General features: G+C 61.9%; 15 protein-coding genes. 11 read left to right on the top strand and 4 right to left on the bottom strand.

What is annotated here, in order from left to right; genetic code table 11:
* From murD to mutT, 11 genes are all read left to right on the top strand, one after another.
* Positions 1-1,284 (top strand): UDP-N-acetylmuramoyl-L-alanine--D-glutamate ligase, encoded by a 1,284-nt coding sequence (murD, locus tag ACW5W7_RS12235; protein WP_456501888.1) that lies wholly within the window; start codon positions 1-3, stop codon positions 1,282-1,284.
* Positions 1,281-2,465 carry a cell division protein FtsW gene (gene ftsW / locus ACW5W7_RS12230; protein WP_349920807.1) on the top strand — a complete coding sequence of 395 codons (1,185 nt, stop codon included), beginning with the start codon at positions 1,281-1,283 and terminating at the stop codon, positions 2,463-2,465. The genes murD and ftsW overlap by 4 nt, the downstream gene beginning before the upstream one ends.
* Complete coding sequence (gene murG / locus ACW5W7_RS12225; RefSeq protein ID WP_434665359.1) at positions 2,462-3,532, top strand: undecaprenyldiphospho-muramoylpentapeptide beta-N-acetylglucosaminyltransferase; 1,071 nt, start codon at positions 2,462-2,464, stop codon at positions 3,530-3,532. Before ftsW ends, murG begins: the two co-directional genes overlap by 4 nt.
* A gap of 92 nt (positions 3,533-3,624) precedes the next feature.
* Positions 3,625-5,079, top strand: coding sequence for a UDP-N-acetylmuramate--L-alanine ligase (gene murC, locus ACW5W7_RS12220; RefSeq protein WP_349920809.1), 1,455 nt, complete (start codon positions 3,625-3,627; stop codon positions 5,077-5,079).
* Positions 5,080-5,176: 97 nt separating this feature from the next.
* Complete coding sequence (locus tag ACW5W7_RS12215) at positions 5,177-5,929, top strand: cell division protein FtsQ/DivIB (protein ID WP_456501887.1); 753 nt, start codon at positions 5,177-5,179, stop codon at positions 5,927-5,929.
* A complete protein-coding gene (gene ftsA / locus ACW5W7_RS12210) occupies positions 5,910-7,169 on the top strand; it encodes a cell division protein FtsA (RefSeq protein ID WP_349920811.1) in 1,260 nt (419 codons plus the stop codon). The genes ACW5W7_RS12215 and ftsA overlap by 20 nt, the downstream gene beginning before the upstream one ends.
* 40 nt (positions 7,170-7,209) lie before the next feature.
* Positions 7,210-8,361, top strand: coding sequence for a cell division protein FtsZ (gene ftsZ / locus ACW5W7_RS12205; protein ID WP_349920812.1), 1,152 nt, complete (start codon positions 7,210-7,212; stop codon positions 8,359-8,361).
* 101 nt (positions 8,362-8,462) lie between these two features.
* Entirely contained in the window at positions 8,463-9,386 is a 924-nt protein-coding gene (lpxC, locus tag ACW5W7_RS12200) for a UDP-3-O-acyl-N-acetylglucosamine deacetylase (protein ID WP_349920813.1), read from the top strand.
* A gap of 140 nt (positions 9,387-9,526) precedes the next feature.
* Complete coding sequence (locus tag ACW5W7_RS12195; RefSeq protein WP_456501886.1) at positions 9,527-10,432, top strand: peptidoglycan DD-metalloendopeptidase family protein; 906 nt, start codon at positions 9,527-9,529, stop codon at positions 10,430-10,432.
* 57 nt (positions 10,433-10,489) lie between these two features.
* Positions 10,490-13,210, top strand: coding sequence for a preprotein translocase subunit SecA (secA, locus tag ACW5W7_RS12190; RefSeq protein ID WP_456501885.1), 2,721 nt, complete (start codon positions 10,490-10,492; stop codon positions 13,208-13,210).
* A 97-nt stretch (positions 13,211-13,307) separates the two neighbouring features.
* Positions 13,308-13,715, top strand: a complete 408-nt coding sequence (gene mutT, locus ACW5W7_RS12185) for an 8-oxo-dGTP diphosphatase MutT (RefSeq protein WP_456501884.1) — start codon at positions 13,308-13,310, stop codon at positions 13,713-13,715.
* 102 nt (positions 13,716-13,817) lie between these two features.
* Here the strand turns inward: mutT and yacG are convergent, their stop codons facing one another.
* The 4 genes from yacG to ACW5W7_RS12165 are packed head-to-tail and all read right to left on the bottom strand — an operon-like array spanning position 13,818 to position 16,290.
* Complete coding sequence (gene yacG, locus ACW5W7_RS12180) at positions 13,818-14,012, bottom strand: DNA gyrase inhibitor YacG (RefSeq protein WP_456501883.1); 195 nt, start codon at positions 14,010-14,012, stop codon at positions 13,818-13,820.
* Between the two features lie 12 nt (positions 14,013-14,024).
* Positions 14,025-14,747 carry a cell division protein ZapD gene (gene zapD, locus ACW5W7_RS12175; protein WP_456501882.1) on the bottom strand — a complete coding sequence of 241 codons (723 nt, stop codon included), beginning with the start codon at positions 14,745-14,747 and terminating at the stop codon, positions 14,025-14,027.
* Between the two features lie 37 nt (positions 14,748-14,784).
* Positions 14,785-15,399 carry a dephospho-CoA kinase gene (coaE, locus tag ACW5W7_RS12170; protein ID WP_456501881.1) on the bottom strand — a complete coding sequence of 205 codons (615 nt, stop codon included), beginning with the start codon at positions 15,397-15,399 and terminating at the stop codon, positions 14,785-14,787.
* 18 nt (positions 15,400-15,417) lie between these two features.
* Positions 15,418-16,290, bottom strand: a complete 873-nt coding sequence (locus tag ACW5W7_RS12165) for a prepilin peptidase (protein ID WP_456501880.1) — start codon at positions 16,288-16,290, stop codon at positions 15,418-15,420.
* Between the last annotated feature and the right edge of the window lie 4 nt (positions 16,291-16,294).

Raw genomic sequence — 16,294 nt, 5'->3', positions numbered from 1 at the left:
ATGGTCATCATCATCGGACTCGGCAAAACCGGACTCTCCTGCGTTGATTACTTCCTCGGCCGAGGCATCACGCCGCTGGTGATGGATACCCGTGCCAATCCCCCCGGCAAGGATCAACTGCCCGCCGGGGTGGAGCTTATCCAGGGGCTGGATGGGGATCGTCTCAAGCAGGCCCACATGATAGTGGCGAGCCCGGGTATCGCGCTGTCGACCCCCGAGCTGAAGGCGGCCGCCGAGTTCGGGGTGCGCATCGTCGGTGACATCGAACTGTTCGTGCGCGGGACCCAGGTGCCGGTCATCGCCATCACGGGGTCCAACGGCAAGAGCACGGTCACCACCCTGGTGGGGGAGATGATCGCCGAGGCCGGGCTCAAGGTGGGCGTCGGTGGCAACATCGGTACTCCGGCGCTGGATCTGCTCAAGCAGCCGATGGATCTCTGCGTGCTGGAGCTCTCCAGCTTCCAGCTCGAGACCACCCACAGCCTGCGCGCCGCCGCCTCCGTGGTGCTCAATCTCTCCGAAGATCACATGGATCGCTACGCGGGCATGGCCGACTACCGGGCCGCCAAGCAGGAGATCCATCAGCACTCCCAACACATTCTGATCAACCGTGACGATGCCCAGACCCAGCCCGACGTGGGTCAGGTGTGGCAAAGCTTCGGGCTGGACTGCAACGGCTACGGCCGCTGCGAGCTGGATGGTCGCTTCTGGCTGACCCTGCACGGCGAGCCGCTGCTGGCGGTGGACGAGATGAAGATCGTCGGTGCCCACAACCAGGCCAATGCCCTGGCCGCCATGGCCCTGTGCGATGCGGTCGGGATCCCCCGCGAGCCACAGCTGCGGGTGCTGCGCCGCTTCGAGGGGCTGCCTCATCGTGCCCGCTTCGTGCGTGAGGTGAACGGGGTGCGCTGGATCAACGACTCCAAGGCCACCAACGTCGGGGCGACGCTGGCCGCCGTGGCCGGGGTACGTGAGTCGGTCAAGGGCCGTCTCTTGCTGCTGGCCGGTGGTCAGGGCAAGGGGCAGGATTTTGGACCTGTTCAAGCGCTCCTCGGCAGTCAAATCGACCACATGTACTGCTTCGGGCAGGATGCTGACGTACTGCTCGCCTTGGGTGAGCAGACCGAGCGAGTGGCGGATCTCGACGCCGCCATCGCCAAGGCCGCCGCCGATGCTCGCCCAGGCGACTGGGTGCTGCTGGCCCCGGCCTGCGCCAGCCTGGATCAGTTCAAGTCCTTCGAAGCGCGCGGCGATCGCTTCACCGAGCAGGTGCTGGCCCTATGAATGCCCTGCGCGTTGTCGCCGGCTTCCTGCAACGCCTGTTGTTACCGGCGCGCCCCGCCGGTCTGTTCGATCGGCAGTTGGTGGTGCTGGCCCTGGCGCTGATGTCCGTGGGTCTGGTGATCGTCGCGTCGGCCTCCATTCCGGAAGGGATCGCCATCAACAACGATCCCTTCATGTTCGTCAAACGTCATGGCCTCTTCCTGGTGATGGCGCTCGGTATCTCCTGGTTCGTGCTGCAGGTGCCCATGGCGCGCTGGCAGCAGTACAACGGCCCCATGCTGCTGCTCGCCATCGTCATGCTGGTGCTGGTACTGCTGGTGGGGCGCAGCGTCAACGGCTCCGTGCGCTGGTTGCCGCTCGGTCCCTTCAACCTGCAGCCGGCCGAGTTTGGCAAGCTGGCGCTCTTCGTCTATCTGGCGGGCTATCTGGTGCGTCGTCAGAGCGAGGTCCGTGAGCGCTTCATCGGCTTCATGAAACCCATGGCGGTGCTGTTCGTGGTGGCCATCTTGCTGCTGGCCCAGCCGGATCTTGGCTCCGTGGTGGTGATGTTCGTGACCTCCCTTGGCATGTTGTTCCTCGCGGGGGCGCGGCTGGTGCAGTTCATCGGCCTCATCCTGGTGGGGGTGAGTGCCGTGGTGACCCTGATCATCGCCGAGCCTTACCGGATGCGGCGGGTCACCTCCTTCCTCGATCCCTGGGCCGATCCCTTCGGCAGCGGCTATCAGCTGACCCAGTCCCTGATGGCATTCGGCCGTGGCAGCTGGTTTGGCGAAGGGCTCGGCAACTCCATCCAGAAGATGGAATACCTGCCGGAGGCGCACACCGACTTCGTGTTCGCGATCCTCGGTGAAGAGCTCGGTTACGTGGGGGTGCTGGGCGCACTCTTCCTCATCTTCGCGCTGGCTATCAAGGCTCTCAAGCTGGGCCATCAGGCGCTGGTGGCCGAGCGGTTGTATGAAGGCTATCTGGCCATCGGCATCGGCATCTGGTTCAGCTTCCAGACCTTCGTCAACGTGGGGGCGGCCAGCGGCATGATGCCCACCAAGGGGCTGACCCTGCCCCTGGTCAGTTATGGTGGCTCCAGTCTCATCATCATGATGGTGGCGGTGAGCATGTTGATTCGTATCGATTTCGAGTTGCGTCAGGCCAGTGCCCAGGCGCGCGTGCGGGAGGTTTCGTGAGCAAGACGTTGCTGGTGATGGCGGGCGGTACCGGGGGACACGTCTTCCCGGGTCTGGCCGTGGCCGATCGCCTCAAGGCCCAGGGTTGGACCGTTCACTGGCTCGGCACCGCCGACCGGATGGAGGCCGAACTGGTGCCCGCCCACGGTTACCCCATCTCCTTCATCGACATCCAGGGGGTGCGTGGCAACGGCATCAAGCGTCTTCTGGCCGCGCCCTACCGCATCGTCAAATCCGTGCTGCAGGCCCGCCGCGTGCTCAAGACCATCAAACCCGATGTGGTGCTCGGCATGGGGGGCTTCGCCTCGGGTCCCGGTGGCGTCGCCGCCTGGATCGCCGGTATCCCGCTGTTGCTGCACGAGCAGAATGCGGCGGCCGGCATGACCAACAAGCTGCTAGCCCGCATCGCCAAGCGGGTGCTGATGGCCTTCCCCGGCGCCTTTGCTCCCAATGCCCGCACCGCCGTGGTCGGCAATCCGGTGCGCCCCGAAGTGGTGGCGCTGCCGGATCCCGTGCTGCGCAGTGCTGCCGACCCCCTGCGGCTGCTGATCGTCGGTGGCAGCCTGGGGGCCAAGGTGCTCAATGAGCAGGTGCCGCCCGCCGTCGCCGCCGCCGGCGTGCCCATTGCGGTGCGCCATCAGACTGGCAAGGGCAACCGGGACACCGTCGCCGCGGCTTATGCCCAGCACGGCGTCGAAGCCGAGGTGAGCGAATTTATCAAGGACATGGCGGATGCCTACGCCTGGGCCGATCTGGTGGTGTGCCGGGCGGGGGCGCTGACGGTCTCCGAAGTGGCGGCCGCCGGGCTCGCCGCCATCTTCGTGCCGCTGCCCCACGCGGTGGACGATCACCAGACCCGCAACGCCCTGACCCTGGTGGATGGCGGCGCCGCGGAGTTCCTGCCCCAATCCGAGCTGACGCCGGCCTCCCTGGCCGCCCGTCTCTCCTGGCTCGCCGGGCGCAGAGAAACCTTGCTGAACATGGCGCAAGCCGCCCGCCGCGTCGCCATCACCGATGCCGCCGAACGGGTTGCCGATGAATGCAAACGGCTTGCGACCCAAAAATGATGATCAAGATGGCACCCGCAACGCCGTGCCGTCTTATCCCGAGAATGTTGATGTCGCCGCGCGGCTGCGCGGTGGACTAAAGAGAGAAGATTATGACCAAGGTTGAACTGGCAAAACTGCGTACCGTGATCCCCGAAATGCGCCGCGTGCGTCGCATCCACTTTATCGGCATAGGTGGCGCCGGTATGGGCGGGATCGCCGAAGTGCTTGCCAACGAGGGATATCAGATCTCCGGCTCCGATCTGGCGCGCAATGCCGTGACCGAGCGTCTGGCTTCCCTCGGTGCCCACATCTTCGTGGGTCACAGTGCCGAACACGTCAACGAGGCGAGCGTGGTCGTGGTCTCCACCGCCATCAAGCAGGACAACCCCGAGCTGCTGGCCGCCCGTGAATTGCGCATCCCCGTGGTGCGCCGTGCCGAGATGCTGGCAGAGCTGATGCGCTTCCGTCACGGCATCGCCATCGCCGGTACCCACGGCAAGACCACCACCACCAGTCTGGTGGCGAGCATCTATGCCGAGGCGGACCGGGATCCGACCTTCGTCATCGGTGGTCTGCTCAACAGTGCCGGCACCAATGCGCGCCTGGGCAGCAGCCGCTACCTCATCGCCGAGGCTGACGAGAGCGACGCTTCCTTCCTGCATCTGCAGCCCATGGTCTCCATCGTGACCAACATCGAAGCGGATCACATGGATACCTATGGCGGCGACTTCTCCAGGTTGAAGGCGACCTTCATCGACTTCCTGCACAACCTGCCGTTCTACGGTCTGGCGGTGGTCTGCGTGGATGACCCCGTGATCCGCAGCCTGCTGCCGGAGATCGCCCGTCCGACCCTGACCTATGGCCTGTCTGACGACGCGGACGTGCAGGTGCTGGACTTCGAGCAGACCAGCAACCGCAGCCGTTTCCGGGTGCGCCGCAAGGATGCCGGTGAGCTGCTGGTCACCCTGAACCTGCCCGGGGTGCACAATGCCCTCAACGCCGCCGCTGCCATTGCGGTCGCGACTGAAGACGGCATCGGTGATGACGCCATCATCCAGGCCCTGTCCAAGTTCGAAGGGGTGGGTCGCCGTTTCCAGCAATATGGCGAGTTCGAGACCGGCCGTGGCAAGGCCATGCTGGTGGACGACTACGGTCACCACCCGAGCGAGGTCAAGGTGACCATCAACGCCGCCCGTGCCGGTTGGCCCGAGAAGCGCCTGGTGATGGTATTCCAGCCTCACCGCTACAGCCGTACCCGGGATCTCTACGAAGATTTTGCCGACGTGCTCTCCAAGGTGGATGTACTGGTGATGCTGGAGGTCTATGCCGCCGGTGAGGAGCCGATTCCCGGCGCCGATGGCCGTGCCTTGTGCCGCACCATCCGCTCCCGAGGCGCGATGGAACCCATCTTTGTCGCAACGCCGGACGATGTCCCGGCGGTGCTGGCGGACCTCATCGGCGAGGGGGATCTGGTGCTGACCCAGGGGGCAGGGAACGTCGGGGCGCTGGCCCGTCGTCTCGGCGAGATGAAATTGAGCGTGGATAGCATGAAATCCGGTGCCTGAGGGCCCAATGAGTATTTTGACCGCCAAGCCGGCGCCTATATAATGGCGAACCGGTCTGCAAGTGGCCGACATGGCGCGTTAAACGGGGATCGATCGGGTGGAGGCAAGGGCACAAGGGCGCACCAAGGGGGGCTTCATCGCCGGGGTGGGATTTTTCATCCTGGTCATATGGGGGCTCTACCAGACTGCGCTGGATGTTAAAGACTGGCTGACGGATGCCAGTCGGTTGCCCATGAGCGAGCTGTTGCTGCAGGGGCAACACGAATATTTGAAAGCCGATGAGCTGCGCAATGCCGTGCTGGATGGTGCCCAGTTGCGCAATTTCTTCGAGCTGGATGTGAACGAATTGCAGACGCGTTTGAACGCGCTGCCCTGGGTGGCCCAGGTGTCGGTCCGCAAGAAGTGGCCGAACAAGATCAAGGTCTACCTCACCGAACAGGATGTTGCGGCCCGCTGGAATGGCAACCGCTTCGTCAATACCAAGGGTGAGGTGTTCAGTGCCCCGGACAGGGTGAAAAAGCCGCTGATGCAGTTGTCCGGGCCCGATGATCAGGCCGCCAAGGTGCTGGAAGCCAGCCATCAGTACGAGGCCTTGCTGGCGGCCAGGGGATACAAGTTGATGGGGGTGAATCTGACCCCCCGCCATGCCTGGGAACTGACCCTGGATGGCAACATTCAGCTGTTTGTGGGGCGCTCGGATATCGCGCTTCGTCTGCAGCGGTTTATCGATGCCTTCCCGGTCATCGAACCCCGTGAGCGGGTCGCTTACGTGGATCTTCGATACGACACCGGAATGGCAGTTGGCTGGAAGAAAAGCGAAGAGAAAGTGAATGACCAACACCGCAGATAGAAATTTGATTGTCGGACTGGATATCGGCACGACCAAGGTGGCGGTACTGGTTGGCGAAGTGCTGCCGGATGGCGAGCTCAATGTCATCGGCATGGGCAGCCACGCCTCACGCGGGATGGAGAAGGGCGGGGTCAACGATCTCGACTCCGTGGTCAAGTCCCTGCGCCGTGCGGTGGAAGAGGCAGAAATGATGGCCGACTGCCAGATAAGCTCCGTCTATCTGGGTCTGTCAGGCAAGCACATCGATTGTCGCAACGAGACTGGCATGGTGCCCATCTCCGACGAGGAGGTGACCCAGGAGGACGTGGACAACGTCATCCACACCGCCAAGTCGGTGCGACTGTCCGATGAACTGCGGGTGCTGCACGTGCTGCCCCAGGAGTTTGCCATCGATTATCAGGAAGGGATCAAGAATCCGGTCGGCCTGTCCGGCGTGCGGATGGCGGCCAAGGTGCACCTGATCACCTGCCACAACGACATGGCTCGCAATATCGAGAAGTGTGTCGAGAAGGTGGGTCTGCGGGTGGATCAGCTGATCTTCTCCGCCCTGGCGTCCAGCTATGCGGTGCTGACCGAGGACGAGAAGGAGCTGGGTGTCTGCGTGGTGGACATCGGCGGTGGCACCATGGACATGTCGCTGTTTACCGGCGGTGCCCTGCGTCACACCAAGGTGATCCCCTATGCCGGCAGCACGGTGACCAGCGACATCGCCTACGCCTTTGGCACGCCACCGCTGGATGCGGAAGCGATCAAGGTGCGTTACGGTTGCGCCCTCGGCCGTCTGGTCAGCAAGGAAGACAATATTGAAGTCCCCAGTGTCGGCGGTCGTCCGGCGCGCAGCCTGCAGCGGCAGACACTGGCTGAAGTGATTGAACCCCGTTACACCGAGTTGCTCTCCATGGTGAATGATGAGCTGGTGCGGGTGCAGAGTGAGTTGAAGGCTCAAGGGGTCAAGCATCAGCTGGCGGCCGGAGTGGTACTGACCGGTGGCGCAGCCCAGATCGAAGGCATCGTGGAGTGTGCGGAGCAGATCTTCCAGAGCCAGGTCCGGGTGGGTGAGCCCATGAACATACGTGGATTGAGCGATTACGTGCAGGCGCCAGTGTATTCGACCGCGGTCGGGTTGCTGCAATACGGCCGGACCAATCAATCCACCGGCAATAACAAGGAATATGCCGCCAAGGCAAGCGTAGGTGGGCTGGTCAAACGGGTCAGCAACTGGTTGCGTGGCGAGTTCTAAGAGATTTTGCGTCAGTCAGCAAATAAAGCGGAGAGACAACATGTTTGAATTTATGGATAGCCACACTGACGAAGCCGTCATCAAGGTGATAGGTGTGGGTGGCGGCGGCGGCAACGCAGTCGAGCACATGGTTCGTCAAAACATCGAGGGTGTTGAGTTCATTACCGTCAACACCGATGCCCAGGCCCTGCGCAACTCCAGTGCCAACACCACGCTGCAGATCGGTGGTGGTATCACCAAGGGTCTGGGCGCTGGCGCCAACCCGGAAGTGGGCCGTGACGCCGCCATGGAAGACAGGGAAGCGCTGCGTGAGCTGCTGACCGGTTCCGACATGGTGTTCATCGCCGCCGGCATGGGCGGTGGTACCGGTACCGGGGCTGCCCCCATCGTGGCCGAAGTCGCCCGCGAGATGGGTATCCTGACAGTGGCTGTCGTGACCAAGCCGTTCTCCTTCGAAGGGAAGAAGCGGATGGGCTTCGCCGCTCACGGTATCGAAGAGCTGTCCAAGAACGTCGACTCCCTGATCACCATCCCCAACGACAAGTTGCTGAAGGTGCTGGGTCGTGGCATCTCCCTGCTGGACGCCTTCAAGGCGGCCAACGACGTGCTGCTGGGTGCGGTGCAGGGCATTGCCGAGCTGATCACTCGCCCGGGCCTCATCAACGTCGACTTCGCGGACGTGCGTACCGTGATGCGCGAGATGGGTACTGCCATGATGGGTACCGGTTCAGCCTCCGGTGATGACCGTGCCGAAGAAGCGGCCGAGAAAGCCATCTCCAGCCCGCTGCTGGAAGACGTGGATCTGGCCGGTGCACGTGGCATCCTGGTTAACATCACCGCCGGCATGGACATGACCATCGAAGAGTTCGAGACAGTGGGTAACGCCGTCAAGGCCTTTGCCTCCGAGAACGCGACCGTGGTCGTGGGTACCGTTATTGACCCGGAAATGCACGACGAACTGCGTGTGACCGTGGTGGCTACCGGTATCGGTGCCGAGCGCAAACCGGACATCACCCTGGTCAAGAGCAGCCAGGTGCAAGAGCGCCCGGTGCGTCAGCCGCTGGTGAGCGACATGATGCAAGGCCGCGTGATGGAAGAAGCCCCGGCCAAGGTGGTGAACGCCGAGCCGCAAGCTCGCCGTGAGCCGGATTATCTCGACATTCCTGCGTTCCTGCGCAAGCAAGCTGACTAAGCCTCTGATGGCTCTGGTTTGTTTGTTGCTTAAGGATTGTGCTATGATGGCCCGGCAACGACCATCTGGTCAGGAATTTGAGCTGTTAAGCGGATACGCCCATGATTAGACAAAGAACCTTGAAAACGAGTGTCCAGGCCACCGGTGTGGGCCTGCATTCGGGCCGGAAAGTCACAATGACGTTCCGTCCGGCGCCTGTTAACACAGGGATCGTTTACTTGCGTACCGATCTGAATCCTGTGGTAGAGCTGCCAGCCAACGCCGATCAGGTACGTGATACCGTGCTTTGTACCGCTCTGGTCAACGAAGCCGGTGTTCGTGTGTCGACTATCGAACATCTGTCTGCCGCCCTGGCCGGGATGGGGATCGACAACCTCTATGTGGAGGTTGACGCGCCCGAGATCCCGGTGATGGATGGCAGCGCACATCCGTTCATCTACCTGCTGCAGGAAGTGGGTATTCGTGAACAGAATGCACCCAAGCAGTTCGTGCGGATCAAGCAGAGCGTCCGGGTTGAAGACGGCGACAAGTGGGCGGAATTCCACCCCTATCGCAACGGCTTCAAGATGGATCTCGAGATCGATTTCCAGCATCCGGTGTTTGAAGGCCGCAACCAGCGTTGCGTGCTGGACTTCTCCGGCAGCTCCTTCGTGAAAGAGATCAGCCGTGCCCGTACCTTCGGCTTCATGCGTGACATCGAATACTTGCGTTCCCAGAACCTGGCGCTGGGCGGAAGCCTGGAAAACGCCGTGGTGCTGGATGACTACCGGGTACTGAATGAAGATGGTCTGCGCTACGAAGACGAATTCGTGAAGCACAAGATGCTGGATGCGATCGGTGACCTGTATATGTGCAACCGCAGCATCATCGGTGAATTCCGTGCCTACAAGACGGGCCATGCCCTGAACAACAAACTGCTGCGTGCCTTGCTGGCCAAGCAGGAGGCCTGGGAACTGGTGACCTTCGAGGGTGAGGGCGAGAAAGCGCCTATCGCTTACTACGACAACGGTCTGGTTCTGGCCTGATAGCTGTGCAACAGGACGTCGGTCACCTCTCCGCACCGACGTCCTGTCATTTGTGTATTCCACTCCTTAATACCGATTATCTCCCGGTTTTATTACCCGTGCGGGCCTCTGGCCTCACCTGACCGAGCAGACAAGTTTCTATGAGCATTACCCTGATCCTCCATGGCAAGCAGCGCCGCAAGGTGCACTTACCCAAACAACGTCTGGCCTGGGTCGGCGGTATTCTCTTCTCCCTGTTGGCATTGGGCGGTGGCTGGCTCTGGCAGAGCTGGCACCAGAAGATGGAAGCGCTGGAAGTGGCGCTGGTCCTCGCGCAACAACAAAAATCGACCCAAGGGGCTGATGAAGCCCGTGAACAGCTAGCCATGCTGGCCGCCCAGGTGGGCACCATGCAGGGGCAGTTGGGTCGCCTCAATGCCCTCGGCGAGCGACTGACCGAGAAGGCAGACCTGGATCCCGAGGAGTTCAACTTCAAGGAGCTGCCACCCATGGGGGGCCCCTCCTATGATGCGGATCTGGAAGTCAGCCTCAACGAGCTGCAAGATTCCATGGCACACCTCAATCGCCAGCTCAGCAGCCGTGAAGAACAGCTCTCGGTACTTGAATCTTTCATCATGAATCACCATATCACTGATGCCGGTTTTATTTCCGGCTCGCCGGTCAAGCAGGAGCGGGTCTGGATCTCCTCGGGCTTTGGTGGCCGGGTCGATCCGTTCAACGGCCGTGCCAAGATGCACAAGGGCGTGGATTTCCGGGGCAAACCCGGCACCCCCATTCTGGCGACCGGCAAGGGGATCGTCAGCTGGGCGGGACGTCACCCGGAATTTGGCAACATGGTGGAGATCGACCATGGCAATGGTCTGGTCACCCGTTATGCCCACAACTCCAAGCTGTTGGTGGAGGTGGGTACCCTGGTCGATGAAGGCCAGAAGATAGCCCTGATGGGCCGCACCGGTCGTGCGACCGGGGTGCATTTGCATTACGAAGTGTTGAAAGATGGTCGTCAGGTCAACCCCGCACGCTTTCTGAACGCCAGACGGGGTTAGGTTTTTTCTTCAGGTTCCAGTGACGGAACGCTTATATAACCAAAATAGTTGGTACCCATGATTAGCACACTGCTCACCAAGATTATCGGCAGCCGGAACGACAGAACGCTCAAGGCTTTGCGCAAAATTGTAAAACAGATCAATGCGATGGAGCCTCAGTTCGAGGCACTGTCCGATCAGGAACTGCAGGCCAAGACGGCCGAGTACCGTCAGCGTCTGGAGCAGGGTGAGACGCTGGAGCAGCTGTTGCCGGAAGCGTTCGCCACCGTGCGTGAAGCCTCCCGCCGGGTGTTCGGCATGCGTCACTTCGACGTCCAGCTGATCGGCGGCATGGTGCTCAACTCCAACCGCATCGCCGAAATGAAGACCGGTGAAGGCAAGACTCTGACCGCGACCCTGCCGGCGTACCTGAACGCCCTGTCCGGTCGCGGCGTGCACGTGGTGACGGTGAACGACTACCTGGCCAAGCGTGACGCCGAGGCAAACCGCCCGCTGTTCACCTTCCTCGGCATGACGGTCGACTGCAACGTGCCCGGCATGGATGCGTCCCAGAAGCGTGACGCCTACGCCGCCGACATCACCTACGGTACCAACAACGAATTCGGTTTCGATTACCTGCGCGACAACATGGCGTTCTCGCCGGAGCAGCGCGTGCAGCGTCCGCTCAACTACGCGCTGGTGGATGAGGTGGATTCCGTGCTCATCGACGAAGCCCGTACCCCGCTCATCATCTCCGGCCCGGCGGAAGACAGCTCCGCCATGTACATCCAGATCAACAAGCTGATCCCGCTGCTGGTCAAGCAGGACAAGGAAGACTCTGAAGAGTACACCGGCGACGGCCACTACACCGTGGACGAGAAGAACCGTCAGGCCCTGCTGACCGAGAACGGCCAGATCTTCGTGGAAGAGCTGCTCAAGAAAGAGGGGCTGCTGGCGGAAGATGACTCCCTGTTCTCCGCCACCAACATCAGCCTGCTGCACCACGTCAACGCTGGTCTGCGCGCCCACACCCTGTTCGAGCGCAACGTCGACTACATCGTCCAGAAGGACGAGATCGTCATCGTCGACGAACATACCGGCCGTACCATGCCGGGTCGCCGCTGGTCCGATGGTCTGCACCAGGCGGTCGAGGCGAAGGAAGGGGTCAAGATCCAGAACGAGAACCAGACCCTGGCCTCCATCACCTTCCAGAACTACTTCCGTCTGTACGACAAGCTGGCGGGCATGACCGGGACGGCCGACACCGAAGCCTTTGAATTCCAGCAGATCTATGGTCTGGATACCGTGGTCATCCCGACCAACAAGCCGATGGTTCGCAAGGACATGGGCGATTTGGTTTATCTCACGGCACAAGAGAAGTACGCCGCCATCATCGAAGACATCCGCGGTTGCGTGGAGCGGGGCCAGCCGGTGCTGGTGGGTACCGTCTCCATCGAGAACTCCGAGCTGCTGTCCGGCATCCTGGCCAAGGAGAACATTCCCCACAAGGTGTTGAACGCCAAGTTCCACGCCATGGAGGCGGAGATCGTCGCCCAGGCGGGCCAGACCGGTGCCGTCACCATCGCCACCAACATGGCCGGTCGTGGTACCGACATCGTGCTCGGCGGCAACTGGCAGGCGGAGATCGCTGCGCTGGAGAATCCGACCGAGGAACAGGTTCGCGCCATCAAGGAAGCCTGGCAGGTGCGTCATGACGCCGTGCTGGCCGCCGGCGGCCTGCACATCATCGGTACCGAGCGCCACGAATCCCGTCGTATCGACAACCAGCTGCGTGGCCGTTCCGGTCGTCAGGGTGACCCGGGTTCCTCCCGTTTCTACCTCTCCATGGAAGATACCCTGATGCGGATCTTCGCCTCCGATCGCGTGACCGGCATGATGAAGAAGCTGGGCATGGAAGAGGGCGAAGCCATCGAGCATCCCTGGGTGACCAAGGCCATCGAGAATGCCCAGCGCAAGGTGGAAGGTCGCAACTTCGACATCCGTAAAAATCTGCTGGAGTTCGATGACGTAGCCAATGATCAACGTAAAGTGGTCTATGAGCAGCGTAATGAACTGCTGGATACCAACGACATCTCAGAAACCATCCACGTCATCCGTGACGACGTCTACGGCGCCATCATCGACGAGTACATCCCGCCCCAGTCCCTGGAAGAGATGTGGGACGTGCCGGGCCTGGAAACGCGCCTGAAATCCGACTTCGCCCTGGATCTGCCGCTGCAGCAGTGGCTGGCGGAAGACGACAAGCTGTACGAAGAGAAGCTGCGCGAGCGCATCCTGGAAGAAGCCACCAAGCTCTACGCCCACAAGGAGGAGCTGGTCGGCAAGGAGGTGCTGCGCAACTTCGAGAAGGCGGTGATGCTGCAGACTCTGGATGGCCTGTGGAAGGAGCATCTGGCGGCCATGGATCACCTGCGTCAGGGCATCCATCTGCGCGGCTATGCCCAGAAGAACCCCAAGCAGGAGTACAAGCGCGAATCCTTCGATCTGTTCACCCAGATGCTGGAAACCCTCAAGCGCGATGTGGTCAGCATCCTGAGCCGGGTACAGGTCCAGGAGCGCGACGTGGAAGCGATGGAAGAGCAGCAGCGCCAGCAGGCGGAAGCGGCTCCCCGCACTTACACCCATGCAGCCGCCGAGAATCAGCTGGCGGACGAAGAGAGCCAGGGCGAAGCGGCGCCGGTGACCTTCGTGCGGGACGAGCAGAAGGTGGGGCGCAACGACCCTTGCCCCTGCGGCTCCGGCAAGAAATACAAACACTGCCACGGTCAGTTGACCTGATCACCTCCGTGCCATCAATGAGGCGGGCCCTGTGCCCGCCTCATTACTGTTTGAATGCCAGCGGCCCGATGGCCCCACGAATGAAGAGGTAGACGGAGTGGAAGCGAAGAAACGGATCTGGGTGGCGGTCGGCGTCATCGAAAATGAGAAAGGGGATATCTTCCTTGCCAAACGCTCCTCAGACCGCCACCAGGGCGATCGCTGGGAGTTCCCGGGGGGCAAGGTCGAATCAGGGGAAGACCTGCTCACCGCGCTGGACAGGGAGCTGTGGGAAGAGATCGGCATCCGGGTGCAGGACTGCAGCCCTTTCATGGAGCTGCATCACGACTATCCGGACAAGCAGGTGCTGCTGGATATCTGGAAGGTGACCCGCTTCCACGGAGAGCCGTTTGGCAAGGAAGGGCAGGAGTGCCGCTGGGTGCCGCTGGCTTCCCTGCATGAGTACCAGTTCCCCGATGCCAACGGCCCTATCGTGGCCCGGTTGCAGGAGCAACTGGTGCGATAGTGTAATGGCGCCGCACCAGCCCAGTGGCTCGGCGGAGAAGCACAGCGTCGTCTGTATCACGACCATGAAAAAGGGCCCGCGGGGCCCTTTTTACTGCTCGGCTTATTGCCACTGCTCCCCTTCCTCTGGGTAGGGCAACAGCTCGGGATCGATCTCGCCGGTAATGCGTTTCTCTGCATCGGCCCATTCACCGAGGTCGATCAGCTGGCAACGCTTGCTGCAGAAGGGGCGAAACAGGCTCTCGGGAGTCCATTCAACCTCGCCCTGGCAGGTGGGGCATTTTACCTTGGTGACCATGTTGTTTTCTCCTCAGCAGCAGGCGAGCTGGAAAGGCACGTCGCCTATCTGTTGCTCGGCGGTGGGCAGGAAGCGCAGGGCGAAGCGGTTCTTGTGGCCGCTCAGGGTCGGGTAGGAGGGCTGGCCGCCTGGCAGGCGGATGCGGATGAGCTCGGCGCCCTCGGCGGTGTCCTGGAAGAAGCCGTTGGTGGCGACCTGATCGCTGAAGTTGCCGGATTCCCGCCACAGGCGCAGCAAGAGCGTGATGGCGTTCATCAACAGGTTGATGTCGCTGAGCCATTGCTGCATCTGCTGGTGGCGGGTGACGGCCGGGGTCGCCAGCCAGTGATGCAACTGGGGCACATCGAAGGCGCACAGGCCGCCGGGAATGGAGAAGCGCTGGCGGATGGAGCCGAGCAGGCGATCTTCCTTCAGACGGGCGCCGGGACGAGGGGAGTGCAGCAGGCTGCGGGAGAGCTGGGTGCTCTCCTGCTGCATCCTCTGGACTTGCTCGAGGTCCACGTCCGGCAGGCTGGCCCAGTGGCTCAGCCGCTGGCCGAGACGTTCCAGATCCTTGATGAGATCGGCGCGCAGATCTCCGCGCTCCAGCAACTCCTGCAGATCGAACAACCCCTTGAAGAAGGCGATGTGTGCCCAAGGCTGGTCACTCTCCAGATTGTCGCGGATCTGGGAAAACAGGGACTCCAGACGAAGATAGGTCCGGCTTTTTTCATTGAGGGGGAAGTCGTAAATCATGCCTAATCCTGGCCAGCCATAAACCGGCCTAGTGTACTCAGTGTTGGTGGGCTTGTTGAGAGGCAAACACCAGATATGTTTGGTGCAGCGCGAAAATCCGTGCAGAAATGGTCTCACTCGACCCATTCTGGTTGTCCAGCACGTCATCTGCCGCCGCGAGGCGCTCTGCCCGGCTGGCCTGAGCCGCCAGTATGGCCTGCGCCTGTTCCCGGCTGACACCATCCCGGCGACAGGTACGCACTATCTGGGTCTCTTCATCCACATCGATCACCAATACCCGGTTGGCGAGGCTGGTGAGCTTGTTTTCGACCAGCAGAGGCACCACCAGCAGGCAGTAGGGCGAACTGGCAGCGGCGCACTGGCGCAACATCTCGCTGCGAATGAGCGGGTGAAGCAGTGCGTTCAACCACTGCTTCTCTTCTGGGTGGTTGAAGATGCGGTCACGCAAGGCGCGTCTGTCCAGTGTCCCGTCTTCCCCCAGCATAGCGGCGCCAAAATGGTCGGCGATGGCCGCCAGCGCCGGGGTGCCGGGCTTCACGACGTCACGGGCAATCACATCCGCATCGATCACGTCGATGCCGAGCGCTGCAAACTGGTTGGCGACAGTGGTCTTGCCGCTCCCAATGCCGCCGGTAATGGCTACCACATACATTGCTTGAACCTCGTTTCGTCAGAGCACCCAGTCCAGGTACCAGCGGGTGATGCTATCTCCCCACAGCAGCGCTGCCCAGCCCGCGATGGCGAGATAGGGGCCAAAGGGGATGGGATTGGCCTGATGGTGTTTGCGCAGCGCGATGAGCCCGATGCCGATGACGGCGCCGACCAGGGAGGAGAGCAGCAGCACGATGGGCAAGGCTTGCCAGCCGAGCCAGGCGCCGAGGGCTGCCAGCAGCTTGAAGTCGCCATACCCCATGCCCTCCTTGCCGGTGAGCAGCTTGAACGCCCAGTAGAGGCTCCAGAGCACCAGGTAGCCCGCCATGGCGCCCGCCACCGCATCTCCCAGCGAGACGAATCCCACCAGCAGGTTGAACAGCAGGCCGGCCCACAAGAGCGGCAGGGTGAGCTGATCCGGCAGCAGCATCTTGTCCAGATCGATGAAGGTGAGTGCAATCAGGGTCCAGGTCAGCACCAGGGCGGCCAGGGTGCCCCAGCCCGGAGTGAGGGTCGCCGCAACCACCACGGACAACAGGGCCGTCAGCAGTTCGACCAGGGGATAACGCACCGAGATCGGCGCCTGGCAGTTGCGGCAGCGCCCCTTGAGCCAGAGCCAGCTCAGCAGGGGAATGTTCTCGATGGCCGTGATGGCATGACCGCAATGAGGGCAGCAGGAGCGTGGCACCATCAGGTTGTAGGGGGGAGCAGAAGCCGCTGCGGGCTCGCTGTCGAAGTAGCTGCGGTATTCGGCCTGCCAGTCGCGTTCCAGCATGATGGGCAGGCGATGGATGACCACATTGAGGAAGCTGCCGATCATCAGGGAAAAGAGGAAGATCAGGGAAAAATAGAGCCAGGGCAGTGCCTGAGCCAGTTCGATGAGAGAGGCCATAATC

This window comes from Aeromonas intestinalis, assembly GCF_054052485.1.
The sequence above is the reverse complement of the archived record's forward strand: the minus strand, read 5'-3'. Positions and strand labels throughout refer to the sequence as shown.

Bases quoted from the DNA above. Each gene is read 5' to 3' on its own strand.
- murD (WP_456501888.1), top strand. From the start codon at position 1: ATGGTCATCATCATCGGACTCGGCAAAACCGGACTCTCCTGCGTTGAT.
- ftsW (WP_349920807.1), top strand. From the start codon at position 1,281: ATGAATGCCCTGCGCGTTGTCGCCGGCTTCCTGCAACGCCTGTTGTTA.
- murC (WP_349920809.1), top strand. From the start codon at position 3,625: ATGACCAAGGTTGAACTGGCAAAACTGCGTACCGTGATCCCCGAAATG.
- ftsA (WP_349920811.1), top strand. From the start codon at position 5,910: ATGACCAACACCGCAGATAGAAATTTGATTGTCGGACTGGATATCGGC.
- ftsZ (WP_349920812.1), top strand. From the start codon at position 7,210: ATGTTTGAATTTATGGATAGCCACACTGACGAAGCCGTCATCAAGGTG.
- lpxC (WP_349920813.1), top strand. From the start codon at position 8,463: ATGATTAGACAAAGAACCTTGAAAACGAGTGTCCAGGCCACCGGTGTG.
- ACW5W7_RS12195 (WP_456501886.1), top strand. From the start codon at position 9,527: ATGAGCATTACCCTGATCCTCCATGGCAAGCAGCGCCGCAAGGTGCAC.
- secA (WP_456501885.1), top strand. From the start codon at position 10,490: ATGATTAGCACACTGCTCACCAAGATTATCGGCAGCCGGAACGACAGA.
- yacG (WP_456501883.1), bottom strand. From the start codon at position 14,012: ATGGTCACCAAGGTAAAATGCCCCACCTGCCAGGGCGAGGTTGAATGG.
- zapD (WP_456501882.1), bottom strand. From the start codon at position 14,747: ATGATTTACGACTTCCCCCTCAATGAAAAAAGCCGGACCTATCTTCGT.
- coaE (WP_456501881.1), bottom strand. From the start codon at position 15,399: ATGTATGTGGTAGCCATTACCGGCGGCATTGGGAGCGGCAAGACCACT.
- ACW5W7_RS12165 (WP_456501880.1), bottom strand. From the start codon at position 16,290: ATGGCCTCTCTCATCGAACTGGCTCAGGCACTGCCCTGGCTCTATTTT.